Here is a 25,250-nt window from a genome sequence, read left to right on the forward strand (position 1 = left end):
CCACCGGCTGGTTTCAATCCATACTGGCCGGGGCGCTGGGTGTCACGGGACAAAAAGCGCACCGGATGCAAAGCGGCTTTGCCTGGTCCGAAAATCGACTGCAATTTGCGGTACGTGAACCGTTCCCCAGCAATACCACCGGGGTTGACTTGGTATTCGGCGAGATCACCAGGGAAAAACCCTTGATTCTGGAATCCCTGATGCCCGAAAACGGCGTCATCTTTTCCGATGGCATTGAGCAGGACTATGTGCGGTTTGATTCGGGCACTGTGGTGACGGTAAACATCCCAAAGGTGAAGGGGAAACTCGTCAAAGGATAGATTTGTTCAGTATTGATAGGTTTTCAATCAAGCCTAGCCGGTTGAATTGTCTAATAATAAGACTTTTGCTATTGATTATAGAACGGAGATTTATACTTCATCTGACCCCACAAATTCTGCTGTAGTTGGGCTATCTGCTCGTTACTCATCCTTTCATCCTTATAATTACTCGGGCTCGCCCGCACACTTATTATTTGTATATTGTCGAGTGGCTGTTCAGTTCAATCATGCACCCACTGATAACGCACCTTCAGATCATTACAGTGGGACATGGGCAGCAGCTGTCTGTGCTGCAGTTGACCTACGACGATCCCAGGGGCGATACCCACTTCGTGGGCAAACTTCACAATGCTAGCCTTGCTAAACTGCCCTTGTCGGGAAAATGCGGTAAAGGCTCTTTTGGGAATCAGCTCATGCGCCGCAAAGGTGTTTGCCTGTTCCTCCTTTTCAGCATCCATGCCGTTGTTACCCTCGATAAAGAGCTCTTTTTTACCATGCAGGAGAATATGGCCGGCTTCGTGGAAGAAGGTGAACCAGAGATGGTCATTGGTTTTGTAGCGCAGGCTTAATTGAATGATCGCCTTATCCGGATTGAGCCAACGGGTGGCCCCGCTCACCCCGGTCTTGGGCAGGGCGGGTATCAGCACCACGGCCACGCCCGCCTGTGCGGCCAAGCGTTGGAGCTCTGGTATAAAAGCCGTTGGATCGATCACCGACGTCAGGTTTCTGATCTCATCCAGTGCCTCCCGGAATTTGGACTTGCTGAACGGGGCATAGGGAAGGGATGCGGCTTCTATCTCGCCTTGTCTCAGCCAGGCCGAAACCGCTTCCGGGAATACCTCCTGTTTATTGTGTTGACGATAAGCTACCGCTACCTTAGGCCAGAGTTCGTCCCACTGCTCCACGCTGGCAATGCCGAAGAATCGCAACAACGCATCGAGCTGCTGCTTTTTGTCCCTGTGCTTCTTCAGCCAGCCAAGTTTAGTCATGGCGGCAATGGGAATACGCTTTAGCCAATCCAGATCCTTCTCCAGCTGTTTCGCTTCGGCTAGCCGGGCGCGGGTCTCCTGGTAGTTGGCTTCCAGATTTAACCAGTATTCCGCCGGCATGCCCAAGGTACGCTCCAGTTTGATGGCCGTTTCCGGAGTGATACTGACCGTACCCTTACCTTTAAATACGGTATTCAGATGCTTTTCTGTTAGACCGGTACGCTTCGCCAGCTCGGATTTGCTCATGTGGCGCATTTCGAGTTCGTACTCAAGCACCTCGCCGGGGGTGACCGTGTAGTCCGGTGTGTACTGGTTGATTGCTTGATTATCCATGGGTGTTCTCTACGCCGGTGATTTCAATGACGGTTATTTGAAACCAATCCAGGCCCCCTTCTGGGCGCTGCGGTGGTGGGTCAATATTTGGCTTGATGATTAGGCGGTACGGACCATCCAGGTCCAAACTCAACATGCCTTGTCGGTTTCCAGTCAACGCATGGCACCTATGCGGCGGACTGTAGGGCGGAGCGAACACACCCAAATTGGGCGCCGCTCGTAGCGAAGTCATAACCAATCGAATGCGCTTTGATCGCTCCGCACCAAAGGTCTTCTGCATGACCCTGGCCTCGTTGAACTGCTTACTCAGCTTCTTGCTGGTGAACATTATTTCCATATAAATTATTCACCTAATAGGTTAATACAATTTGCATTAAATTACCATGGTGCTGGCTGCCGCAAGGCCACGATGGGAGATAAGGCGATAAACTGTGTGTGAACACCATTCGCTGTCTTAGTATTAAGTCGTTTATTGACTGGAATAATGTACCACAATTCGAGGACGGTATGATGCGGAGAGTCCAGGGCCTCTTCAATCCATAAACCCATAAACCGCGAAGTAGCAGGACGGTCGATTTCCATATTTCTGGTACCCGAAGGGCCGGTCTACAGGGATGTGGAGCATGGGCGACGTGATAAAGGGGTCAAAACAAGACGTTGCGTCTGTTGACGCCCCCTAACCCTCTCCCTGGGGGAGAGGGGATAAAAGCGGCTCTTTTGTTGGCCAGGTTGCCAGAACAGCCGGCGTGACTCTGTTCCTTTGTACCGCGCAATTTCCCGAATCTACTCCACCGTCACCGACTTGGCCAGGTTCCTTGGCTGGTCCACGTCGGTGCCCTTGAGCAGGGCGACGTGGTAGGAGAGCAGTTGCAGCGGCACGGTGTAGACGATGGGCGCGGTGGTGGGGCAGATGTCGTCCAGGGTCAGGCTCTGGTAGTTGTCCAGTTCGATCTTGACCCGCTTGTCGCTGAACAGGTAGAGCTCGCCGCCGCGTGCCCGGACCTCCTGCAGGTTGGAGAGCACCTTCTCCAGCAGCGGGTCGTCGGGCAGGGCGCAGACTACCGGCATTTCGGCATCCACCAGGGCCAGGGGGCCGTGTTTCAGTTCGCCGGCGGGGTAGGCCTCGGCGTGGATGTAGGAGATCTCTTTCAGTTTCAGCGCCCCCTCCATGGCAATGGGGTAGAACGGGCCGCGCCCCAGGAACAGGGCGTTGCTGCGCTCGGCAAAACCGGCGGCCATCTTTTCGATTTCGTCGTTGAGTTGCAGCACCACCTCCATCTGGCGGGGCAGGGCATGCAGCTCTTCCACCCATTCGGTGAGCTGGGCCTGGTCGATACCCTGGCGACGCGCCATCGCCAGCACCAGCAGCCGCAGGGCCACCAGCTGGGTGGTGAAGGCCTTGGTGGAGGCGACGCCGATCTCGGGCCCGGCGCGGGTCATCAGCGCCACGTCGGATTCGCGCACCAGGGAGCTCTCCGGCACGTTGCAGACCACCAGGCTGCCCAGGAAACCTTGAGCCCGGCTGCCGCGCAGCGCGGCCAGGGTGTCGGCGGTCTCGCCCGACTGGGAGATGGTGACGAACAGGGTGTCCGGCGACACCACCGACTTGCGGTAGCGGTACTCGCTGGCCACCTCGACGTTACAGGGGATACCGACCTCCTCGAACCAGTAGCGCGCCACCATGCCGGCATGGAAGGAAGTGCCGCAGGCGATGATCTGGATGCGCTTGGTCTTATCCAGCAGCGCCTTGGTCTCGTAACCGAAGCTCTCCTCCAGCAGCCGCCCCTTGTGGATACGTCCCTCCAGGGTCTCGGCCACCACGGCGGGTTGCTCGAAGATCTCCTTGAGCATGTAGTGGCGGTAGGCCCCCTTGTCGGTGGCGGCGGGGTTGAGCCGGGAGGAGACCACCGGGCGCTCCACCGGATGGCCCTCGCTGTCGTACACCTGCACCCCTTCGCGGCGCACATCGGCCAGGTCGCCCTCTTCCAGGAAGATGAAGTGCTGGGTCTCGGAGAGCAGGGCGAACACGTCGGAGGCGACGAAGTTCTCCCCGTCGCCGAGGCCCACCACCAGCGGCGAGCCGGCCCGGGCCACCACGATGCGATCCGGATCATCGGGGCTGGCCACCGCCAGGGAGTAAGCGCCCACCAACCGGCCCACCACCGAGCGGAAGGCGTCGCAGAGGTTGCTTTCAGTTTTCAGGGCGTCCGCCAGCAGGTGGGCGATCACCTCGGTGTCGGTCTCGGAGGTGAACTGGTAGCCCTTGGCCTTCAGCTCCTCGCGCAGTTCGGCGTGGTTCTCGATGATGCCGTTGTGCACCACCGCCACCTGCTCGCCGCTCATGTGGGGATGGGCGTTGCGCTCGGCCGGCATGCCGTGGGTGGCCCAGCGGGTATGGGCAATGCCCAGCTCGCCCTCGATGGGGTGCTCGTCCATGCGCTGCTGCAGCGAGGCGACCTTGCCCACCGAGCGGATGCGCTGGATGCGGCCGCTCTGGTCGCGGATGGCGATGCCGGCGGAGTCGTAGCCGCGGTACTCCAGACGGCGCAGGCCTTCGAGCAGGATGGGGGTGATATTGCGCCGGGCCACGGCGCCTACGATGCCACACATATTCGATTGTCCTTTTCTCTCTGGTGAGGAGGCTGTGTTACTTCACCACTGGTTCATGACGTAGCGTAGGAAGAGCGGGTTCTGGATGGCTGTCGCCATAGGCTGTAATCCCCTCATCCTGTCCTTCTCCCAGAGGGAGAAGGAACGCTTCGACCAAGATTTATTAAAACCCGATGGGCTTGCGCCCAGTCGTTACGATCAGTCACCCTGTTTTTCCGGACGCTTCCAACCCTTGAGTGTGAGCTGCTTGGCGCGGCTCAGGGTCAGGGTGTCGGGCGGGGCGTCGCGGGTGATGGTGGAACCGGCGCCGATGGTGGCGCCCGCGCCTACCTCGACCGGCGCCACCAGCTGGGTGTCGGAGCCGATGAAGGCGTTGTCGCCGATCACGGTGCGGAACTTGTTCACGCCGTCGTAGTTGCAGGTGATGGTGCCGGCACCGATGTTTACCGAGCGGCCGATGGTGGTGTCGCCGATATAGCTGAGGTGGTTGATCTTGCTGCCGGCAGCCACGTCGCTCTTCTTGATCTCGACGAAGTTGCCCACGTGTACCCGCTCCGCCAAGGTGGTGGCGGGGCGCAGCCGGGCAAACGGGCCGATGATGGAGTCGGCGCCGATCACCGCATCCTCGATCACGCAGTTCTCCTTGATCCAGACGCCGTCGCCGATGCGGCTGTTGCGGATCACCGTGTTGGCGCCCACCCGCACGCCGTTGCCCAGGGTGACCTCGCCCTCGATCAACACGTTCACGTCCAGCTCCACATCCTCGCCGCTGTGCAGGCGGCCGCGCAGATCGAAGCGGGCCGGGTCGCGCAGGGTGACGCCCTGGCGCATCAGCCGTTCCGCCTGCATCTGCTGATGGCGGCGCTCCAGCATGGCCAGTTGCACCCGGTCGTTGACCCCCTCCACCTCGAAGGTGTCGGCGGGGTGGGCGGTCTTCACCTCGATCCCGTCATCCACCGCCATGGCGACGATGTCGGTGAGGTAGAACTCGCCCTGGGCGTTGTTGCTCTCCAGCCGGGCGAGCCAGCCGGCCAGCTTGGCCCGCTCGGCAATCAGGATGCCGGTGTTGATCTCGCGGATGCGCTGCTCGACTTCCGAGGCATCCTTCTGTTCGACGATCCGGGTGACGTGGCCCTCCACCCGCACGATGCGGCCATAGCCGGTGGGATCATCCAGGGTGACGGTGAGCAGCGCCAGCGCGCTCCCTTCCGCCTGATGGATCAGGCTGTTCAGGGTCACCTGGGTGGTGAGGGGTACATCGCCGTAGAGCACCAGCACCCGGTCCATGTCGGCCATGGCGAACATCGCCTGCTCCACCGCATGGCCGGTGCCCAGCTGTTCCGCCTGCTCGACCCAGACCAGCCCCGGATCGGCAATGGCCTGCTGTACCCGGTCACCGCCATGCCCATAGACCACCGCCACCTTGTCGCCACCCAGCACCCGGGCGGTGTCGATGACATGCGCCAGCAGCGGCCGACCGGCAATGTTGTGCAGCACCTTGGGCAGTGCGGATTTCATCCTTGTCCCTTGCCCCGCGGCAAGGATTACCACGCCTAGCTTCATCTCTTTCCCTCGCAAGGTAGTCCCGGTATCCGGTCGATGGCCGATCGATTGCCTGTCAGTTGATGGAGCAGCCGCCCTCGGGCGGGGCCATGTCTTCCATTGTAGCGTCCCGCACTTCGACTATCTTGATCATCACCTTCAGGGTCTTGCCGGCCAGCGGGTGATTGCCGTCCACGGTCAGCTGATCGCCCTCGATCCTGCTGACATAGAAGGTGCGCGCCTCGCCGTCCTGGTTCTGCATCTGCACCTCGGCGCCGAGTTGGCGGAACTGGGGCGGCACATTCTCGATATCGTCGGCGAAGGTGAGGTCCGGGTCGTGCTCGCCGAAGCCGTCCTCCGGCGGTACGATCATCTCCACCTCGTCGCCAACGCCCTTGCCGGCGATGACCTGGTCCATGCTGCCGATCAGTTCGGTCTCGCCGCCATGGACATAGCTGACCGGGATGTCGTTCTGCTCCAGCACGTTACCGTCCAGGTCGGTAATGTGGTAGGTGAGGGAGACAAATTTTCCGGGTTTGATGACTTCGCTGGACATAACATACTGCTCCGCTTGATTGAATAGAGCCTCCCGCGGGGAGGCACGTCAGTATAGCATCGGCGGTGCACCGCTGACTAAGGACCCGGGCAAGAATAAGTGCCTGCATTCGGCCGCCCCTGGACCAGGCTCCAGGCGCCAGGGAATTATGCCTGCGCGAGCGCTAAACCGGGACGGCGAGATCGGCCACCCGGTCGCAATCCCCGACCGGGATAGTCATTAACTGCCGGTCACACGGTGCTTTTCGGCGGATACCCGGCCATCCGCGGAGGGCGAATGGGTGGGTTTCCACCCATTTTGTCCCACGGGCAAAAACCGGCCACGCGCCTCATATCCATGATAATCAATCGGTTAAGTATCTCGCCGGCTGCCGTCAGGCAGTTGGCACTTCCCTTGCTATCCTTTGGTGACCAGCCCGGTTTTCCGGCTTATCCAAATCCCGTCCCGGCCTGGACCATTACATAGATCCTAATCAGGAGGAATCCAATGCGCAAAGCTCTGATCGGCCTCGCCGTAACCGCAGCACTCACCGTCACGTCTTCCGCTGCCTTCGCTAACTGCGATCCCGGCGAAATGGTGATCAAATTCAGTCATGTGACCAATTCCGACAAACACCCCAAGGGCATCGCCGCCTCGCTGCTGGAGAGCCGGGTGAACTCCGAGATGAACGGCAAGGCCTGCATGCAGGTCTATCCGAACTCCACCCTGTACGACGACAACAAGGTGCTGGAGGCGATGCTGAACGGCGATGTCCAACTGGCCGCGCCTTCGCTCTCCAAGTTCGAAAAGTTCACCAAGAAGTTCCGCATATTCGATCTGCCGTTCCTGTTTGAGGATGTGGAGGCGGTGGACCGTTTCCAGAACTCGGACGCCGGTGAGAAGCTGAAGGGTTCGATGAAAAAGCGCGGACTGCTCGGTCTCACCTACTGGCACAACGGCATGAAGCAGCTCTCCGCCAACCGGCCGCTGATCAACCCGGAGGATGCCAAGGGCCTGAAGTTCCGCGTACAGGCCTCCGATGTGCTGGTGGCCCAGTTCGAACAGCTGGACGCCAATCCGCAGAAAATGGCCTTCAGCGAGGTCTACGGCGGACTGCAGACCAAGGTGGTGGATGGGCAGGAGAACAGCTGGTCCAATATCTACGGCAAGAAGTTCTTCGAGGTACAGGACGGCGTGACCGCCACTAACCACGGTATCCTCGACTACCTGGTAGTCACCTCCACCGAGTGGTGGGACGGTCTGCCGGCCGACATCCGCGGCCAGCTCGCGCAGATCCTGCAGGAGGTGACCGAGACCCGCAACTCCGAATCCGCCAAGGTGAATGCCCAGAGTATGCAGCGCGTGATCGATGCCGGCGGCGTGGTGCGCACCCTCACCCCGGAACAGCGCCAGGCCTGGGTCGACGCCATGAAGCCGGTGTGGAAGAAGTTTGAAGGCGACATCGGTACCGACCTGATCGAAGCAGCCGTCGCATCCAATAAAAAATAAGTAGTAGCTGTAACAGGCGGCCGCGCCAGCGGCCGCCTGATCCACTTCCAAAAACCCGGTTTCAAGTGCCTTCGAGGAGGCTGTGATGCACCCCTTACCCACCTCCCGGTTCGCCCGGGCCATGGATCAGCTGGAGGAGACGGCGATCGCCATCTGCCTCGGTCTCATGACCCTGATCACCTTTGCCAACGTGATCGCCCGCTATATATTCAATAACAACATTCTCTGGGCCCTGGAGACGACGGTGTTTCTGTTCGCCTGGCTGGTGTTGATGGGCTGCTCCTACGGGGTAAAGAAGCAGTTCCATATCGGCGTCGACGTGGTGATCAACTTGTTTTCGCACAAGGCGCGCCGGGTGCTGGCGCTGCTCTCCGTCACCGCCTGCCTGGCCTTTGCAATCCTGCTGCTGATCGGCTCCTGGGATTACTGGTATGCCTTCGCCACCAAACGTGCCTTCCTCGAAACCAACGACGTGCCGATGCCCGATTTTCTGCAGTTTTTAGCCACCTGGCTGAACGAGGGCGAGCAGTACGAGAAGATGCCCCGATTCATCCCCTATGCCGCGTTGCCGCTGGGTATGGCGCTGTTGACCCTGCGCTTTCTTGAAGTTGCCTGGAAGGTGATCAAGGGCGAACAGGATTCCATCATCGCCAGTCACGAGGCGGAAGCCGCCATCAGTGAAAAGCCCCAAGACCATAGCGGAGAAATTTGACCATGGATATTCTGATTCTCTTCGGCATGGTCATTGGCCTGATGCTGATCGGGGTGCCGATCGCCGTCGCCCTCGGCCTCTCCAGTATCATCTTCCTGTTCATGCACTCCGACGCCTCGCTGGCCTCGGTGGCACAGACCCTGTTTTCGGCTTTTGAGGGACACTACACCCTGCTGGCGATTCCCTTCTTCATCCTCGCCTCCAGTTTCATGTCCACCGGTGGCGTGGCACGCCGTATCATCCGTTTCGCCGTCGCCGTGGTTGGCTGGTTCCCCGGTGGCCTGGCCATGGCCTCGGTGTTTGCCTGCATGATGTTCGCCGCCCTCTCCGGTTCCTCTCCGGCGACCGTGGTGGCCATCGGCAGCATCGTCATCGCCGGCATGGTCAAGGCCGGTTACACCAAGGAGTTCGCGGCAGGCGTGATCTGTAATGCGGGTACCCTGGGTATCCTGATTCCGCCGTCGATCGTCATGGTGGTGTACGCGGCCGCCACGGACGTGTCGGTCGGCCGCATGTTCCTGGCGGGTGTCATCCCCGGCACCCTGGCCGGTGTGATGCTGATGATCGGTATCTATATCGCCGCCCGGGTCAAGGGCCTGCCATCCCAGCCCTTTGCCGGCTGGGGCGAGATATTCGAGTCCGCCAGGGACGCCGGCTGGGGCCTGATGCTGATCGTGATCATCCTGGGCGGTATCTACGGTGGTATCTTCACGCCGACCGAGGCGGCGGCGGTGGCGGCGGTGTACGCCTTCTTCATCGCCAACTTCATTTACAAGGACATGGGACCGCTGGCCGACAAGTCCAGGGGCAACTTCTTCACCGCCCTGGTGACGGTGTTCTGGCACAAGGATACCAAGCACACCCTGTTCGAAGCGGGCAAGCTCACCATCATGCTGCTGTTCATCATCGCCAATGCGTTGATCCTCAAGCACGTGCTGACCGAGGAGCGGATTCCGCAGATGATCACCGAGGCGATGCTTTCCGCCGGATTCGGACCGATCATGTTCCTGATCGTGGTCAACGTGCTGCTGCTGATCGGCGGCCAGTTCATGGAACCCTCCGGGCTGCTGATTATCGTCGCTCCGCTGGTGTTCCCCATTGCCATGACCCTGGGAATCGATCCGATCCATCTCGGTATCATTATGGTGGTGAACATGGAGATCGGCATGATCACGCCTCCCGTCGGCCTGAACCTGTTCGTGACCGCCGGTGTCTCGCACATGTCCATGATGCGGGTGGTCCGGGCTGCGGCGCCCTGGCTCGGCATCATGTTCCTGTTCCTGATCATCATCACCTACGTGCCCTGGATCTCCACCTGGCTGCCCACCCTGATGATGGGGCCGGAGATCATCACCCAGTAGCATAGGAAACCGGGCGCGGGATGCTTCGGCGTCCCGCGCTTTCCACCACATCATTTGCCTTTACATCACCTGAGGCTGACGCCATGAGCATTCCAACATTCAAGACCATCCTCTATGCCACCGATCTGGGCAAGAACATGCGTCCGGCATTTCGTCATGCCATCAGTATCGCGCAGCAGTATCAGGCCAGGATCATCATGCTGCATGTGGCGGAGCCGATCGGGACTACCGGGATGGCGGTCCTGGAACTCTATGTGCCGGACATGAGTGACGATTTCGAGCAGGAGGAGTTGCGGGAAATTCTTAAAAAGATGGAACAGCGCCTGGAGGCTTTCTACACCGAGGAACTGGGGAAGGATTCCGGCCTGGTTTCCGAGGTGGCCGTGGTCACCGGTCGGCCGGCGGAGGAGATCAAGAAATTCGCCGCCGCACATGATGTTGACCTGATCGTCATGGGCACGCATACCAGCTCCGGCTTCGGCGGATCGCTGCTTGGCTCCACTGCGCGCAAGTTAGTCAACAGCAGTGACCGGCCGGTGCTGGTGGTTCCGGTGGGCAAGCAGGCCAGCCCCTCCGGGAAGGCACCCGTTAAAAAGTAACCGTTGGCATGGGGGCGACAAGGCGCGGCCTGTTTCGGCAGTCCGCGCCTTTTTTGTTCAGGAATGGCGGAGGTAGATGTAGGGTGGGTTAGCGGCGCACAGACACGGCACTTCCAGACCACGCCAATATCCGGGCGCCGCGTAACCCACCGACTCCCCCACCACCATATGGTGGGTTACGGCGCGCGTACGGCGCAATGCAAACGGCCACCCCCTGCGCAGGGCGCGCCTAACCCACCCTACAAAACCGTCCCACCTTACTTTCTTGGTTCGTGGCAATTGCAGGATACGGTGAGGTGCCCACAGGACGCCCTATACCCAAACCATCGGATCGGTCGAGCTGGCCCCGGCCCGCCGCTCTACTTGAAGCGGCTCTTGTCCAGCCCGTACTTGCGCATCTTGTCGTAGAGGGTCTTGCGCGGTACGCCCAGCGCCGACATGGTGGCCTTGATATTCCCCTTATGGGAAATCAACATCTGCTCGATTATGCTCTTCTCGAAACAGTCGACCTGTTCCGGCAGGGTCACCTGATGCTCGCCCTGCTCCTCGTCGGTACCGTGCACCAGCTGTTCCAGGTCATAGCCGCAACTCTCGCCCAGCAGGGTATAGCGTTCCGCCACGTTGCGCAGCTCGCGCACGTTCCCCGGCCAGCTGTGGGTCAACAGGGTGCGGATCTGGTAGCTGGAGGGCGGGGGGGCTTCCATCTGGTAACGGGCATTGGCGACCAGCAGGAAGTGGTGAAACAGCAGCGGTATGTCCTCGCGGCGGTCACGTAGCGGCGGTATCTCCAGGGTTACCACATTCAGGCGATACAGCAAGTCCTGACGGAAACTGCCCGCCTCGCACGCCTCCTTGAGGTCGATCTTGGTAGCAGCCACCACGCGCAGATCCAGCGGGATCAGGTTGTTGGAGCCAAGCCGCTCAACCACCCGCTCCTGTAGCACCCGCAGCAGGCGCACCTGCACCGGCATCGGCATACTCTCGATCTCGTCCAGGAACAGGGTACCGCCGTTGGCGTGTTCAAACTTGCCGATACGCCGTTCGTTGGCGCCGGTGAAGGCACCCGGTTCGTGCCCGAACAGCTCGCTTTCGATCAGGTTTTCCGGTACCGCACCGCAGTTGATGGCGACGAAGTTTCTGTCGCGACGTTTCGATTGCTCATGCAGTGAGCGCGACACCAGCTCTTTGCCGGTACCGGTCTCGCCCAGCACCAGAATGTCGGCGGCGGTATTGGCCACCTGGGCGATGGTGGCCCGCAGCTTCTGCATCGCCGGAGTGCGGCCGATGATGCGTGGCCCCGGGACATCCTGCGCCTCCAGCTCGCGGCGCAGGCAGCGATTCTCCAGGGTCAGGGCCCGCTTGTCCACCGCCCGCCGCACCGTCTCGATCAGCTTTTCGGCGGCGAACGGCTTCTCGATAAAGTCGTAGGCACCATCCTGGATCGCGCTCACCGCCATGGTGATATCGCCGTGGCCGGTCACCAGGATCACCGGTATATCCCGGTCGACCTGCAGCGCCTTCTCGAGAAACGTGAGCCCGTCCATGCCCGGCATCTTGATGTCGCACACCACCACGCCGTGCCACTCCAGCGACAGTAGCGGCAACACCTTCTCCGCGCCATTGAAACTCTGCACCGCAAAACCGGCCAGCTCCAGGGTCTGCTGGTTGGCCATGCGGATGTGCCTCTCATCATCGATGAAATAGATAATCGGTTCGGGACTGTTCATCATCTGCAGTTTCGGCTCGGCGGTGGTCTCGGTTAACGGGCTCATTTGGCCAGCTCCTGGCCGCTCCGGAGTTGTGCCACACTCGCCAGGTCCAGTTGCAGGGTAAACACGGCGCCGCCCTGTTCCCGGTTGGCCGCGGTCAGACTGCCGTGCATCATCTCCACGATGCGGTAGGAGATGGAGAGCCCGAGCCCCAGCCCCCGCTCCTCCGATTTGGTGGTGAAGAAGGGATCGAAGATGCGTCCCAGGTTCTCTTTCGCGATGCCCGGGCCGTTATCCAGGATCTCGATAATGGCCTTGCCCCGTTTTGTGCTGACGGAAATCTGGATCCAGCGTTCGGCCTGTGGTTCCACGGCGTGTACCGCATTGGTGATCAGATTCACCAGCACCTGCTCCAGCTGCACCATGTCCGACATCACGTAGATCTCTTCCTCCGGCAACACCCGGCGCAACCCGGTCACCGTATCCTTGAGCTGCGGTCCCACGATCTTCAGCGCGTTTTCGATCACCGCCTGCAGCGATACGCTGACGATCTGTCCCGAGGTCTTGCGCGAGAACACCTTGAGCTGACTGCTGATCTTGGCCATGCGCTCGGTCAGTTCGGCGATCTGTTGCAGGTTCCAGCTCGCCTCCTCCTGGCGGTCGCGGGTCAGCAGGGCACGGGCGTTATCGGCATAGGAGCGGATCGCCGCCAGCGGCTGGTTGAGTTCGTGGTTGATGCCGGACGACATCTGCCCCAGGGCGGCCATCTTGGCCGCCTGGATCAGCTCGTCCTGGGTCTGGCGCAGGGTTTCGTCGGTGCGCCGATGCTCCTCGATCTCCTGCAGCAACCGGGTGTTGGCGGCGGTTAGGTCGGCGGTACGCTCCCGCACCCGCCGCTCCAGAACCCGCTTGGCCCGCAGTTCAAAGCGTTCACGCTCCTTGATCCGGCGAATGCGCTGGTAGAGAAAGAGCACCAGCAGGACCACCGCAATATACAGGATGGTGGCGAACAGCAGGGACTTGAGGACCTGCGAATTGACCACCTCCAGGCTGGCGAAGGTGTGCACGCGCCAGCCGGCCTCCGGCATCTCCTGTACCAGCATCAGGTGGTCGCTGTGGCGCGGGTCACCCATGTTCACCACCTGCGCCTGCCCGGAAATGTGATCTTTCGGGGTAATCGCCAGAGTGCCGATTTCCGTATTCCAGTACCGCCGGCTGTCGTGGATTCTTTCAATCACCGTGTCATCCAGCGGATAGAGGCTCTTGTAGCGCCACGCCTCGTTGGTGGAGATGAAGATCACCCCATCCGGATCGGTCACCGCAAACTGCTCGTTCAGGGAACTCCAGCTCTCCTCGAAACCGAGCAGTTCTACCTTCATCACCACGGCACCCAGGATCTTCTCCTGGTCCCGTACCGGATAGGCAAAATAGTAGCCACGCTTGTTGGAGGTGGAACCGAGGGCGAAATAGCGTCCAAGATGGCCTTTCATCGCCTCCTGGAAGTAGGGCCGGTAGGAGAAGTTGCGACCGATGAAGGGACGCTCCGACAGCCAGTTGGAGGCGGCGATGGTCCAGCCTTCCGCGTTCATCAAATAGGTGTCGGAGGCGTTGGCGACCTTATTGATGGTTTCCAGATAACGGTTCAGGGCGTTGATGCTGTTGACGTCATTGGGATACTGCAGGAAGTTGAGCAACAGACTGTTGGTGGAGAGCAGCTCCGGCAGGAACTCATACTTCTCCAGCTGCCCCTGGAGATTGGCCACGAACAGTTTCAGCTGGTGCTGGTTCTGCCGCTGGAGGTTCTCCAGGGCGATCTGTCTGGACCAGTGAGCCGTCTGCCAGAGGATCAGCGCAAGCAGCGCAATAACCGCCGCCAGCAACCACTGGCGATGAGATTTTTTCGGGCTGAAATGGGCAAATTTAATATCCATGATCCGCTCTGAAGTATAGGTCCTCGGCCGGGATTAGTCCCATCGTCCGGCCGTCGCTGAAGCGACTCCACAGGGGCGGGCCGCCTACCTGTTGAGTGCCGCTTCGGGTGTGTGGCGGGTGTGCGGCTCACCCGCACGATGCACCGTGGCCTGGACAAGCCGTAGGTTGGGGTGAGCCTGCGAACCCCAACGGGGTTTCAGGTGTGTGCGCCATGATGTTGGGGTTCGTTCCTCACCCCAACCTACCGGTACGGGCGGCCGGCAATCCGGGTCTTGGCAATATAAATCCGTCCCAAAGCCGCTCCCGGCCATCCCTGGACAAAAAAACCCCGCCGAAAAGGCGGGGTTGTTCTGCATTGCCTGGGATCAGGACTTCTTGATCTTGCGAAGTTTCTCGATCGCCCGGAGCTGAGCCACGGCCTCGGCGAGTTCGGCCTGTGCCTTGGCGTATTCGAACGCTTCCTTCTGTCCCGCGAGCGCCTCTTCCGCCTTGCGTTTCGCCTCGATCGCGGCGGCCTCGTCAAGATCGGTAGCACGGATGGCCGTGTCGGCCAGTACCGTCACTACATGGGGCTGAACCTCGAGAATGCCCCCGGATACATAGAAGTGCAACATCTCCTTGCCGGTGTCCACCCGCACATCGCCCGGCTTCAGGTGCGTCACCAGCGGTGTGTGTCTCGGGGCGATGCCCAGTTCACCCATCACGCCGGGGGCATAGACCATTTCGGCATGGCCGCTATGGATGGCTCCCTCTGCACTGACGATGTCGATATGAATAGTCATGGCCATTTAGTTTCTCCAGACTCGATTAGTCGCCTGCGCCACGCTCAACAGCTTCCTCGATACCGCCGACCATGTAGAAGGCCTGCTCCGGCAGGTGATCATACTCACCCGCCAGGATCGCCTTGAAGCTGGCGATGGTGTCCTTGACCGAGACGTATTTACCGGGGCTACCGGTGAACACCTCAGCCACGAAGAACGGCTGCGAAAGGAAACGCTGCATTTTACGTGCGCGGGATACGGTCAGCTTATCCTCTTCGGACAACTCATCCATACCCAGGATGGCAATAATATCCTTCAGCTCCTTGTAACGCTGCAGGGTACCCTGGACGCCACGCGCCACGCCGTAGTGCTCCTCACCCACAATGTGCGGATCCAGGATACGCGAGGTGGAGTCCAGCGGATCCACCGCCGGGTAGATACCCAGCTCGGCGATCTGACGCGACAGTACCAGGGTCGCATCCAGGTGCGCGAAGGTGGTGGCGGGGGAGGGGTCGGTCAAGTCATCCGCCGGTACATATACCGCCTGGAAGGAGGTGATCGAGCCGGTCTTGGTGGAGGTGATACGCTCCTGCAACACGCCCATCTCGGCCGCTAGGGTCGGCTGGTAACCTACCGCTGAAGGCATACGGCCCAGCAGTGCCGATACCTCGGTTCCCGCCAGGGTGTAACGATAGATGTTGTCGACGAACAACAGTACGTCACGACCTTCGTCACGGAAGTTCTCGGCAATGGTCAGGCCGGTCAGGGCCACGCGCAGGCGGTTGCCGGGGGGCTCGTTCATCTGCCCGTAAACCAGGGCTACCTTGTCCAGTACCCCACCCTCGGCCATTTCGTGGTAGAAGTCGTTACCCTCACGGGTACGCTCGCCTACACCGGCGAATACCGAGAAACCGGAGTGCTCGACAGCGATATTACGGATCAGCTCCATCAGGGTGACGGTCTTGCCGACGCCGGCACCGCCGAACAGTCCGACCTTGCCGCCCTTGACGATCGGCATGATCAGGTCGATCACCTTGATGCCTGTCTCCAGGATCTCGGTCGCCGTGGACTGATCTTCCAGCTTGGGGGCAACCCGGTGAATCGGCATAAACTCCTTGGAATCGATCGGGCCCGCTTCATCGATCGAATTGCCCAGCACGTCCATGATGCGGCCCAGGGTGCCCTGGCCGACCGGAACGGTTATGGGAGCGCCCGTATTGACTGCTTCAACGCCACGCTTCAGACCGTCGGTTGAACCCATGGCAATGGTACGGGCGATGCCGTCACCCAATTGCTGTTGAACTTCAAGGGTCAGACCCACTTCTTCGATCTTCAGCGCATCGTAGACCTTCGGCATATGACCCATGGGGAACTGTACGTCCACCACAGCACCGATGATTTCCACCACTTTACCCGAACTCATCTCTGGTTCCTCTTGTCGCTGTCGACGACTCTCTAATGTTTAAAAACTTAACCTGTTCTACACCAGGGCCTGGTACGGCCCGCGGCGCCTATACGGCAGCAGCGCCGGCCACGATCTCGGAGATCTCCTGGGTAATGGCTGCCTGACGCGCCTTGTTGTAGACCAACTGCAGCTCATCGATAAGGTTGCCCGCGTTGTCGGTCGCCGCCTTCATCGCCACCATGCGTGCGGATTGCTCGCAGGCGCCGTTCTCCACCACCGACTGGTAAACCAGGGATTCGATATAACGGGTCAGCAGGCCATCCAAAACCTCTTTGGAATCCGGCTCGTAGAGATAGTCCCAGTGGTGTTTCAGCTCTTTGTCTGCCTCACCGACGATAGGTACCAGCTGCTCGATGGTGGGATCCTGGGTCATGGTATTCACGAAACCGTTGTAGGCCACATAGATACGATCGATCTCACCCTGCTCATACGCATCCAGCATCACCTTCACGGCACCGATCAACTGCTCGATACGGGGTGCGTCACCCAGGTGCGTGGCCTGTGCCAGCACCTTGCCGCCAAAGCGCTTGAAAAAGCCCAGTGCCTTGGACCCGATGATGCAGAAATTAACCTGAATACCGGCTTCCTGCTGCTTTTTGATCTCGCGGGTCAGCTTGCGAAACAGGTTGCTGTTCAAGCCGCCGCACAGCCCACGATCCGAGGAGATCACAATGTAGCCGACCCGGCTGATATCGCGCTCCTTCATGAAGGTGTGGGTGTACTCCGGATGCGCATGGTACAGGTGACCGATGACATTCCGCATCTTGTCCGCGTAGGGACGCGTTGCGTTTTTCCGGTCCTGTGCCTTGCGCATCTTGGCAGCTGCCACCATCTCCATCGCAGAGGTGATCTTCTGCGTATTCTTGATGCTGGCAATCTTGGTGCGTATCTCTTTTGCGCCTGCCATGATTAAACCTTATCTTTCAGCTTGAGGGACAACATGCTTACCAGGTGTGGTTGGCCTTGAAGTCCTTGATGGCGTCATGCAGTGACTTGGTAATCTCGTCATTGTAATCGGCCGATGCATTGATCTGATCGCTCAGCGCCTTCTGGTTGCTACCCATGTAGGAGTGCAGCGCCGCCTCGAAATCCACCACCTTGTTGGCCGGGACATCATCCAGGTAGCCTTCGTTGGCGGCAAACAGCGAGACCGCCATCTGGGCGATGCTGAGCGGGCTGTACTGCGGCTGTTTCATCAACTCGGTGACACGCTCGCCGCGTTCCAGCTGGGCACGGGTGGCGTCGTCCAGATCGGAAGCGAACTGGGAGAACGCCGCCAGCTCACGATACTGAGCCAGTGCCAGACGCACACCGCCACCCAGTTTCTTGATGATCTTGGTCTGGGCCGCGCCACCGACGCGGGATACCGACAGACCGGCGTTGATCGCTGGCCGGATACCGGCGTTGAACAGATCCGCCTCGAGGAAGATCTGGCCGTCGGTAATCGAGATCACGTTGGTCGGTACGAAGGCCGATACGTCACCGCCCTGGGTCTCGATGATCGGGAAGGCGGTCAATGAACCGGTCTTGCCCTTCACTTCGCCGTTGGTGAACTTCTCCACATACGCGGCGTTGACCCGGGCCGAACGCTCGAGCAGGCGGGAGTGCAGATAGAACACGTCGCCGGGGTAGGCCTCACGACCGGGCGGACGCCGCAGCAGCAGGGAGACCTGACGATAGGCCCAGGCCTGCTTGGTCAGATCGTCGTAAATGATCATGGCGTCCTGGCCGCGATCGCGGAAGTACTCGCCCATGGTGGCACCGGAGTAGGGTGCGATGAACTGCATGGCCGCGGAGTCGGCGGCCGGTGCCGCGACGATGATGGTGTGCTCCATGGCGCCGTGCTCTTCGAGCTTGCGCACCACCTGCGCGATGGTGGAGTTCTTCTGACCCACCGCCACGTAAATGCACTTAACCCCTGTGCCCTTCTGATTGATGATGGCATCGATGGCAATGGCGGACTTACCGGTCTGGCGGTCGCCGATGATCAGCTCACGCTGGCCGCGACCCACCGGCACCATGGCATCGATGGCTTTCAGGCCGGTCTGAACCGGCTGATCCACCGACTTGCGTTCGATAACACCCGGTGCCACCTTTTCAATGGGAGAGGTTTCTGTGTATTCGATGGCGCCCTTGCCGTCCAGCGGGTTACCCAGCGAGTCAACCACACGACCCAGCAGGCCTTCACCGATCGGCACTTCCAGTACGCGGCCGGTACATTTCACCGCATCGCCTTCGGTAAGGTGGGTATATTCACCCAGGATTACCGCACCCACGGAGTCGCGCTCCAGGTTCAGGGCCAGGCCGAAGGTATTGCCAGGAAACTCCAGCATCTCGTAAGACATGGCGTCTGCGAGGCCATGGATACGGGCAATACCGTCGGTCAGACTGATGATGGTGCCCTCGTTGCGGGCTTCAGTCTTCAGATCGAACTTCTCGATCTTCTGTTTGATCAGTTCGCTGATCTCGGATGGATTGAGTTGCATGATGGCTTCTCGCTTAGATTCCTAATTCGTTCGCCAGTTGCTGCAGCTGCCCGCTGACGGAACCGTCGATTACCATATCACCGGCACGAATATGAACGCCGCCTATCAGCTCGGCATTCTCTTCGCTGGTGATGGTAATGTCGTATCCCAGTTTGGCTTTCAGCGCATCGGCTATTTGGGTTTCCTGAGTCGGTTCCAGGGCAAAGGCAGAGGTTACATGCACATGCTGTATCCGCTGACTTTTTGCCTTGAGTTGCTCGTAGAGTTTGGCGATCTCACCCACTAGGGCAAGACGTCCATTCGCTACCAGCACTTTGACCAGGTTCTTGCCCTCTTCGTTGAAGCGTTCACCGCCAATGTCGAGTAGCAGATCCGTAAGACCGGACCTGTCGAACTTGGGATTGGTGATAACCCCGGCCATGGTTGGTTCGCCAACCACTGCCGCGAGAAACTCGAGAGTTTCCGACCAGGGAGCCAGTGAATCGGTCTCCTTGGCCCGGCTGAATACCGCTTCTGCGTAAGGACGGGCTATTGTGGTTGTTTCTCCAGCCATAGCAGCGCCTTAGATTTGTTGAGCCAGTTGTTCGACGATATCCTTATGGGCGGCGGCGTTGATCTCCTTGCGAAGGATCTTGCTCGCACCCAATACCGCCAGCTCAGCTACCTGTTGACGCAGCTGTTCACGAGCACGATTGGTCTCCTGCTCGATCTCTGCCTGGGCAGCGGCAAGGATACGTTCGCTTTCGGAACGCGCATTGCCCTTGGATTCATCGACGATCTCGGAAGCACGCTTCTGAGCCTGGTTAATGATTTCTGCTGCCTGGCCTTTCGCTTCGTGGATGGCCTCTTTGGCGCGTTCCTTGGCCAACTCCTGTTCGTGCTGACCATGTTCCGCGGCCGCCAGGCCGTCTGCAATTTCCTTTCGACGGGTGTCGAGGGCGCCCATGATGGGAGTCCAGACGAACTTCATCGTGAACCACACAAACACCGCAAAGGAGAGAAGCTGACCAATAAGAGTCAGATTTATGTTCATCCCGGATTTACCTCGCTTTTGACGAGATGATTGTCAGTATGTTCGTTGGTAGCCAAAATTATCCGGCAACCGCGAACAAGACGTACATCGCCAAACCAACAGCGATCATGGGGACGGCGTCAACCAGACCCATAACGATGAAGAACTGTGTACGCAGCATCGGGATCAGTTCCGGCTGGCGGGCCGCGCCCTCGAGGAAACGTCCACCCAGCACACCGATACCGACCGCGGCGCCCAGCGCGCCCAGGCCCATCATCAATGCACCGGCAATGTACAACAGTGCGGCTGCTTCAGTCATTTCTATCTCCCGTTTGTCGTGAGGTTGTAAAGTTAATCGAAAAAACTACAAAAAAATCAGTGGTCGTTATGCGCCATATCCAGATAAACAATGGTCAGGGTCATGAAGATAAACGCCTGCAATGTAATAATCAGGATATGGAAGATCGCCCAGCCCAGCTGCAGCACACCGCCGAACAGACCGAGCACCACGCCGGCGTTGTACATGATGGCGATCAGGATGAAGATCATTTCACCCGCATACATGTTGCCGAACAGTCGCAGGGCCAGGGAAATCGGCTTGGCGATCAGGCTGACGAATTCGAGGACAAAGTTGATCGGGATAAACAGCAGTTTCACGATCGCGTTGTCGGAGGAGAAGGGTTGCAGGGTCAGTTCACCCATGAATCCGCCCACGCCCTTGATCTTGATGCTGTAGTAGAGGGTGAGCATGAACACGCCGATGGCCATGCCGAAGGTGGCGTTGGGATCGGTGGAGGGAACCACCTTCATGAAATGGATGCCGATGGCGCCAGCCAGGTGAGGAATCACGTCGACCGGCACCAGATCCATCAGGTTCTGCAGGAAGATCCAGATGAAGATGGTCAGGGCCAGGGGAGCCACCAGCGGATTACGCCCGCTGAACGAGCCGCGCACGCTGTTGTCGATGAATTCCACCAGCCACTCGGCGAAGTTCTGCAGACCGCCGGGGACACCCGAGGAGACACGGTCGGCGACCTTCTTGCCGAAGTAGATGAACAGGCCGCCCAGCAGGATCGACCAGAACATGGTGTCCACATGGATGGCCCAGAATCCCATCTCCTTCGCTTCGGCGGCGCTGTGGGCGAGACCCCAGCTACCGTCGGCATGCTGACCATAGGTCAGGTTGGTCAGATGGTGCTTAATGTATTCGCTAGAGGTAAGGGTATCGCCAGCCATTGTGCTTCACATAACCAATTTTGTTGTTTAATCCAATAGTTGAACCGCCACTATCGGCACCAGCTGAACCAGCAGAAAGATGCCGAACAAGGCGCCAACACTCAGCGGCTTGATCCAGAGGATGACCCCCGCAAAAAGCAAACCCGTCAACACGAGTTTCAAGATCTCTGCGCCATAGAAGCGGGCCAGTAGTCTGCCCGGCTCCTGGGCGGAATACCGGACAAAGATCCGATATGCGAAAAAGGCGTTCGCCAGGGTTGCTATCAGCCCCCCCGCAAGCCCGGAATAGGCATAAACGCTGCCCGCAACCAACAGCAGGAGCAGGGCCGCAGTCAAAGTCGTTACCAGTTGTGCCAGGAGGGTGCGATAGGCTTGACGCTTATCTGCCAGATGCATCTAAACGATCCCCAGCCGCTAAAAACCGCACTTAAAAAGCCGGCGCAGTATAAATGCTGCGCTGCATAAGGTCAAACGATGGGCGAATAAATTTTTTGATGGTAAAGCGAAAACTGATTGATGGATTGGCGGAAATTTCCGGCCAATCTACTGAATATGTTCCAGAATACCGTCCAGCTCATCGAGGCTGTTGTAGCTGATCACCAGCTTGCCCTTGCCGCCGCTGCCCTGTTGCAGTTTGACCCGGGCACCGAGGCGCTCGGTAAGACGGTTTTCCAGCGAGCGGACGTTGGGATCCTCCCGCACCGGCGGTTTCCCCTTGGCGGTTTCGGCGCTCTCTCCCTGCAGTCGCCGGACCAGCTTCTCCGTCTCCCGCACCGAGAGTCCCTGCAGGCTCACCTGGCGTGCCGCCTCGCTCTGCAGGGCTTCCTTGAGGCCGAGCAGTGCACGGGCGTGGCCCATTTCGATGCGCCCCTCTTCGATCATCACCTTCACATCCGGATTCAGCTCCAGCAGGCGCAGCAGATTGGTCACCGTGGTGCGGGACTTGCCCACCGCCCGGGCGATCTCCTGGTGGGTCAGTTCGAACTCGTTCAACAAGCGGTGCAGGGCGCCCGCCTCCTCCAGCGGATTGAGGTCGTCGCGCTGGATGTTCTCGATCAGTCCCATGGCCATGGCGGTCTGGTCATTGACGTCGCGGATAACCACCGGGATCTCGCTCAGGCCGGCCTGTTGCGAGGCGCGCCAGCGCCGTTCGCCGGCGATGATCTCGTACTGGTTGCCGTCCACCGGACGCACCACAATAGGCTGGACCACGCCCTGGGCGGCGATCGAATCGGCCAGCTCCTGAAGGCTGTCGGGATTGAAGTCGCGCCGTGGCTGATAACGCCCGCGCCGGATCAGGTCGACCGGCAGGGAGGTCAGGTTGTGGTTTGCGCCTGTGCTCTCGGCTGTCTGTTGTTCATCCTTGTCCGACGCATTGCCCAGCAGGGCATCCAGTCCGCGTCCGAGGCCTCGTTTTTTTGCTGCCATGTTCTGGTTCCGAAAAGTACTAGCGCCGCCTGGCGGCGGAATCTTGTCTGGATTAGGCTGGCGCAGCCATCCGTTTTTCCTGTCTGCGCATCAGTTCGCTGGCCATGGCCAGATAGGATACCGCGCCGCGCGACGTCTTATCATACAGTAAAACCGGCAGCCCGTGACTCGGTGCCTCGGCGACCCGGATATTGCGCGGGATAATGGTGCGGAACACCTGGTCACCGAAGTGGTGAATCAGCTGCGCCGACACCTCGTTGGTGAGGTTGTTGCGCGGATCGTGCATGGTGCGGACGATACCGTCGATCACCAGCTGGCTGTTGCGGCTGCCCTGGATCTGGCGGATGGTGCTGATCAGCGCCGAGAGCCCTTCGAGGGCGTAATATTCACACTGCAACGGGATCAGCACGCCATCGGCCGCCACCAGGGCGTTGACCGTCAGCATATTGAGGGACGGCGGACAGTCGATGACAATATAGTCGTAACGGTCCCTGGCCCCGGCCAGCGCCAGGCTCAGCCGCTTCTCCTTCAGCGGGACGCTCATCAGCCCGACCTCGGCCGCCGTCAAATCGGCATTGGCGGGGAGCACGTCGAAACCGGCCGCGGGGGTCTTCACCACCGTGTCGTTGAAGCTCGCCTCGCCCAGCAGCACATCGCAGCTGGAGTTGTCGAGCGTGTGCTTGTCCACCCCACAGCCCATGGTGGCATTGCCCTGTGGATCCATATCCACCAGCACGACCTTGCGCCTGAACGAGGCCAATGACGCCGCCAGATTGACCGCCGTGGTGGTCTTGCCGACCCCACCTTTCTGATTCGCGACACAGATTATTCGACCCATAGCCTACTTCCGCGCTAGTACCCGGACATTCCAGGAGGCTGTCAGACTCCCAGGTTCCCCAAAAACTCCCCGTCCCCAGATAGGTGACGGGCCGTTCAGAATATCAGAAAGCGGGGTAGATGCACGAACTTTGACGGGATTGGCGGGGACGGCACCGCCCGAATCGGGGACCCGTCCCGGAATCCGGCCCGCTCTCCCCGGCCACGGGCTCACTTGAACAGATCCTCCGCCGCCTGCCGGTGGTCCGCGTCACCGGGAGCGCCACCCGCCTCGGGATCGGCGGTCGGCTCGAAGTAGTCGCAATAGTTGGCGCGGGTCTTGTCCTGCACCTTTTCCGCCAGCGGCTCGCGGCACTGGTTGGTACAGGACGGATCGTACCTGTGGCAGTTCCGGCACACCCGGGTGGGTTTGCCACACTTCAGGCAGACCGTTTCGCGGCCATATTCATGGGTGGTCAGTTCGCTGCCGCACTGCCAGCATTTTCCCGCGATGATAGTCGTCATGCCGCTGCCTCTCTCTGCTCTCGTCCGCGATACTGCCGATTATCGCGCTTCGGTTTCAGCCTCGGCAAGCCGCTGCCTGAATCGCGCCATTCCACGGCTTGCAGTTCCCACCCCGGTAACGCATATTTATAGCCACAGGCCCATCACCCGGAGGCGCCGTCACACGGCAAGGAACCATCCATGTATGAGACATTGCAAGAACTGGGCGTTACCGACCTCGATCAGATTGAACGCTATACCCTGCGGCAGGAGGGCGACGAGGACATCCTCAAGATCTATTTCAAGCGCAAGAAGGGCGAGCTGTTCGCCCACAGCATGAAGTTCCGTCACGGTCGTGCCAAGAAGATGGTGCAGGTGGACAGCGGCACGCATAAATACAAGGAGGTCAGCGAGATCTCACCTACCATGCTGAAACTGGCCGGTGAACTGGATCAGCTGGTGAACCATGAGGAGAGCGTGGCCGATTTCAAGCGGCGCATCCTGAGCGATATCGACCATCTGGAGCGGGTGATGCAGCGCAAGCTGGAGCAGATCCGCGCCGATATCGAAAGCCTGGAGTAGGCGCACGTTAGTACCCACGGTGCCTTCCCGGTCCCGCATTGGTAAAGAATCATTACTCTCGCCAAGAAGCCAAGAGCGCAAAGGTTAAAGGAAATAAACGGTTTTCCTTGGCGTGCTTGGCGTCTTGGCGAGAGTCCAATTGCCAACTGTCGTCCAGAGGTGCCCTACTTATACATAGGTCAAACCCAACGAGTCCCCCGGCTGAGCCGGGTAATTACCCGGTGACTCAGTCCCCGCGCCGGGCCAGAAACCGGTCCAGCGCGTTGGCAAAGGCCAGACGGTCGCCCTTGTCCAGGGCCGGCGGTCCGCCGGTATTGACGCCGCTGCCGCGCAGTTCATCCATGAAGTCGCGCATCGTCAGTCGTTCGCGGATATTCTCCCGGGTGTAGAGCTCGCCCCGGGGGTTCAGCGCATAACCCCCCTTGTCGATCACCCCGGCCGCCAGCGGGATGTCGGCGGTGATCACCAGGTCGCCGGACGCCACCTGACGGATGATCTCGTTGTCCGCCACATCGAAACCGGCCGCTACCCGAATCGAGCGGATGAAGCGGGAAGGCGGAGTACTGACCGGCTGGTTGGCCACCAGGATGAGCGGCAGTTCCACCCGTTCCGCCGCCCGGAACAGAATCTCCTTGATCACGTTGGGGCAGGCGTCGGCATCGACCCAGATCTGCATGCTTACTCCCTTGAGTTAGTCGCGAACAAACACAGATTGTAGCCTGGATATCGAGATAGCCCGTAGGATGTGGTGAGTAACGCGAACCGCATCAAGCCTTACCGGGCATGGTGCGGTTCGCAAGCTCACCAGC

General features: G+C 59.7%; 26 protein-coding genes. 6 read left to right on the forward strand and 20 right to left on the reverse strand.

Going from position 1 to position 25,250, the window contains the following annotated elements; all coding sequences use genetic code 11:
• Window positions 1-320, forward strand: a 320-nt coding sequence (locus NPX02_RS09870) for a hypothetical protein (RefSeq protein WP_470423642.1), incomplete at its 5' end; no start/stop codon positions are given.
• A 221-nt stretch (window positions 321-541) separates the two neighbouring features.
• On the opposite strand, the gene NPX02_RS09875 is transcribed toward NPX02_RS09870, so the two are convergent.
• The 5 genes from NPX02_RS09875 to NPX02_RS09895 all read right to left on the reverse strand — a co-directional run bounded on the left by NPX02_RS09875 (window position 542) and on the right by NPX02_RS09895 (window position 6,350).
• A complete protein-coding gene (locus NPX02_RS09875) occupies window positions 542-1,642 on the reverse strand; it encodes an ImmA/IrrE family metallo-endopeptidase (protein ID WP_260293367.1) in 1,101 nt (366 codons plus the stop codon).
• Window positions 1,635-1,979, reverse strand: a complete 345-nt coding sequence (locus NPX02_RS09880) for a type II toxin-antitoxin system RelE/ParE family toxin (protein ID WP_260293369.1) — start codon at window positions 1,977-1,979, stop codon at window positions 1,635-1,637. Before NPX02_RS09880 ends, NPX02_RS09875 begins: the two co-directional genes overlap by 8 nt.
• A 446-nt stretch (window positions 1,980-2,425) precedes the next feature.
• Window positions 2,426-4,252, reverse strand: coding sequence for a glutamine--fructose-6-phosphate transaminase (isomerizing) (gene glmS, locus NPX02_RS09885; RefSeq protein ID WP_260293370.1), 1,827 nt, complete (start codon window positions 4,250-4,252; stop codon window positions 2,426-2,428).
• Window positions 4,253-4,450: 198 nt separating this feature from the next.
• Window positions 4,451-5,815 (reverse strand): bifunctional UDP-N-acetylglucosamine diphosphorylase/glucosamine-1-phosphate N-acetyltransferase GlmU, encoded by a 1,365-nt coding sequence (gene glmU / locus NPX02_RS09890; protein ID WP_260293371.1) that lies wholly within the window; start codon window positions 5,813-5,815, stop codon window positions 4,451-4,453.
• 55 nt (window positions 5,816-5,870) lie between these two features.
• Window positions 5,871-6,350: an FKBP-type peptidyl-prolyl cis-trans isomerase gene (locus tag NPX02_RS09895; RefSeq protein WP_260293372.1), complete on the reverse strand. Its 480-nt coding sequence runs from the start codon at window positions 6,348-6,350 to the stop codon at window positions 5,871-5,873.
• Between the two features lie 486 nt (window positions 6,351-6,836).
• On the opposite strand from NPX02_RS09895, the gene NPX02_RS09900 reads away from it, so the two are divergent.
• From NPX02_RS09900 to NPX02_RS09915, 4 genes are all read left to right on the forward strand, one after another.
• Window positions 6,837-7,838: a TRAP transporter substrate-binding protein gene (locus NPX02_RS09900; protein ID WP_260293373.1), complete on the forward strand. Its 1,002-nt coding sequence runs from the start codon at window positions 6,837-6,839 to the stop codon at window positions 7,836-7,838.
• Between the two features lie 85 nt (window positions 7,839-7,923).
• Window positions 7,924-8,550: a TRAP transporter small permease gene (locus NPX02_RS09905; RefSeq protein WP_260293374.1), complete on the forward strand. Its 627-nt coding sequence runs from the start codon at window positions 7,924-7,926 to the stop codon at window positions 8,548-8,550.
• 2 nt (window positions 8,551-8,552) lie between these two features.
• On the forward strand, window positions 8,553-9,911 hold the full coding sequence (locus NPX02_RS09910; RefSeq protein ID WP_260293375.1) for a TRAP transporter large permease: 1,359 nt from the start codon (window positions 8,553-8,555) through the stop codon (window positions 9,909-9,911).
• 83 nt (window positions 9,912-9,994) lie between these two features.
• The gene (locus tag NPX02_RS09915; RefSeq protein ID WP_260293376.1) at window positions 9,995-10,510 is read left to right on the forward strand and encodes a universal stress protein; all 516 of its coding nucleotides are present in this window, start codon (window positions 9,995-9,997) and stop codon (window positions 10,508-10,510) included.
• 359 nt (window positions 10,511-10,869) lie between these two features.
• Here the strand turns inward: NPX02_RS09915 and NPX02_RS09920 are convergent, their stop codons facing one another.
• The 14 genes from NPX02_RS09920 to NPX02_RS09985 form a co-directional block, all read right to left on the reverse strand.
• A complete protein-coding gene (locus tag NPX02_RS09920) occupies window positions 10,870-12,282 on the reverse strand; it encodes a sigma-54-dependent transcriptional regulator (protein WP_335342547.1) in 1,413 nt (470 codons plus the stop codon).
• A complete protein-coding gene (locus NPX02_RS09925; RefSeq protein ID WP_260293377.1) occupies window positions 12,279-14,150 on the reverse strand; it encodes an ATP-binding protein in 1,872 nt (623 codons plus the stop codon). The genes NPX02_RS09920 and NPX02_RS09925 overlap by 4 nt, the downstream gene beginning before the upstream one ends.
• Window positions 14,151-14,516: 366 nt before the next feature.
• The gene (locus tag NPX02_RS09930; RefSeq protein ID WP_260293378.1) at window positions 14,517-14,939 is read right to left on the reverse strand and encodes a F0F1 ATP synthase subunit epsilon; all 423 of its coding nucleotides are present in this window, start codon (window positions 14,937-14,939) and stop codon (window positions 14,517-14,519) included.
• 19 nt (window positions 14,940-14,958) lie between these two features.
• Complete coding sequence (gene atpD, locus NPX02_RS09935; RefSeq protein WP_260293379.1) at window positions 14,959-16,335, reverse strand: F0F1 ATP synthase subunit beta; 1,377 nt, start codon at window positions 16,333-16,335, stop codon at window positions 14,959-14,961.
• 88 nt (window positions 16,336-16,423) lie between these two features.
• Window positions 16,424-17,284, reverse strand: a complete 861-nt coding sequence (atpG, locus tag NPX02_RS09940) for a F0F1 ATP synthase subunit gamma (protein WP_260293380.1) — start codon at window positions 17,282-17,284, stop codon at window positions 16,424-16,426.
• A 37-nt stretch (window positions 17,285-17,321) separates the two neighbouring features.
• Window positions 17,322-18,863 carry a F0F1 ATP synthase subunit alpha gene (atpA, locus tag NPX02_RS09945; protein WP_260293381.1) on the reverse strand — a complete coding sequence of 514 codons (1,542 nt, stop codon included), beginning with the start codon at window positions 18,861-18,863 and terminating at the stop codon, window positions 17,322-17,324.
• A 13-nt stretch (window positions 18,864-18,876) separates the two neighbouring features.
• Window positions 18,877-19,416, reverse strand: coding sequence for a F0F1 ATP synthase subunit delta (locus tag NPX02_RS09950; RefSeq protein WP_260293382.1), 540 nt, complete (start codon window positions 19,414-19,416; stop codon window positions 18,877-18,879).
• A 9-nt stretch (window positions 19,417-19,425) separates the two neighbouring features.
• Window positions 19,426-19,896, reverse strand: coding sequence for a F0F1 ATP synthase subunit B (locus NPX02_RS09955; RefSeq protein ID WP_260293383.1), 471 nt, complete (start codon window positions 19,894-19,896; stop codon window positions 19,426-19,428).
• 58 nt (window positions 19,897-19,954) lie between these two features.
• Window positions 19,955-20,194 (reverse strand): F0F1 ATP synthase subunit C, encoded by a 240-nt coding sequence (gene atpE, locus NPX02_RS09960; RefSeq protein ID WP_305792823.1) that lies wholly within the window; start codon window positions 20,192-20,194, stop codon window positions 19,955-19,957.
• Between the two features lie 56 nt (window positions 20,195-20,250).
• Window positions 20,251-21,111 carry a F0F1 ATP synthase subunit A gene (gene atpB / locus NPX02_RS09965; protein WP_260293384.1) on the reverse strand — a complete coding sequence of 287 codons (861 nt, stop codon included), beginning with the start codon at window positions 21,109-21,111 and terminating at the stop codon, window positions 20,251-20,253.
• A gap of 27 nt (window positions 21,112-21,138) precedes the next feature.
• Window positions 21,139-21,507, reverse strand: coding sequence for an ATP synthase subunit I (locus NPX02_RS09970; protein WP_260293385.1), 369 nt, complete (start codon window positions 21,505-21,507; stop codon window positions 21,139-21,141).
• A 147-nt stretch (window positions 21,508-21,654) separates the two neighbouring features.
• Window positions 21,655-22,539, reverse strand: a complete 885-nt coding sequence (locus NPX02_RS09975) for a ParB/RepB/Spo0J family partition protein (RefSeq protein WP_260293386.1) — start codon at window positions 22,537-22,539, stop codon at window positions 21,655-21,657.
• A gap of 52 nt (window positions 22,540-22,591) precedes the next feature.
• Window positions 22,592-23,377 carry a ParA family protein gene (locus NPX02_RS09980; protein ID WP_260293387.1) on the reverse strand — a complete coding sequence of 262 codons (786 nt, stop codon included), beginning with the start codon at window positions 23,375-23,377 and terminating at the stop codon, window positions 22,592-22,594.
• 209 nt (window positions 23,378-23,586) lie between these two features.
• The gene (locus tag NPX02_RS09985; RefSeq protein WP_260293388.1) at window positions 23,587-23,880 is read right to left on the reverse strand and encodes a hypothetical protein; all 294 of its coding nucleotides are present in this window, start codon (window positions 23,878-23,880) and stop codon (window positions 23,587-23,589) included.
• Between the two features lie 180 nt (window positions 23,881-24,060).
• On the opposite strand from NPX02_RS09985, the gene NPX02_RS09990 reads away from it, so the two are divergent.
• Complete coding sequence (locus NPX02_RS09990) at window positions 24,061-24,441, forward strand: DUF3461 family protein (RefSeq protein ID WP_260293390.1); 381 nt, start codon at window positions 24,061-24,063, stop codon at window positions 24,439-24,441.
• Window positions 24,442-24,667: 226 nt separating this feature from the next.
• Here NPX02_RS09990 and NPX02_RS09995 read toward each other — a convergent pair whose 3' ends face one another.
• Complete coding sequence (locus NPX02_RS09995) at window positions 24,668-25,117, reverse strand: YaiI/YqxD family protein (RefSeq protein ID WP_260293391.1); 450 nt, start codon at window positions 25,115-25,117, stop codon at window positions 24,668-24,670.
• Window positions 25,118-25,250 lie beyond the last annotated feature (133 nt).

Source organism: Sedimenticola hydrogenitrophicus (assembly GCF_025175675.1).
Classification (GTDB): domain Bacteria; phylum Pseudomonadota; class Gammaproteobacteria; order Chromatiales; family Chromatiaceae; genus Sedimenticola; species Sedimenticola hydrogenitrophicus.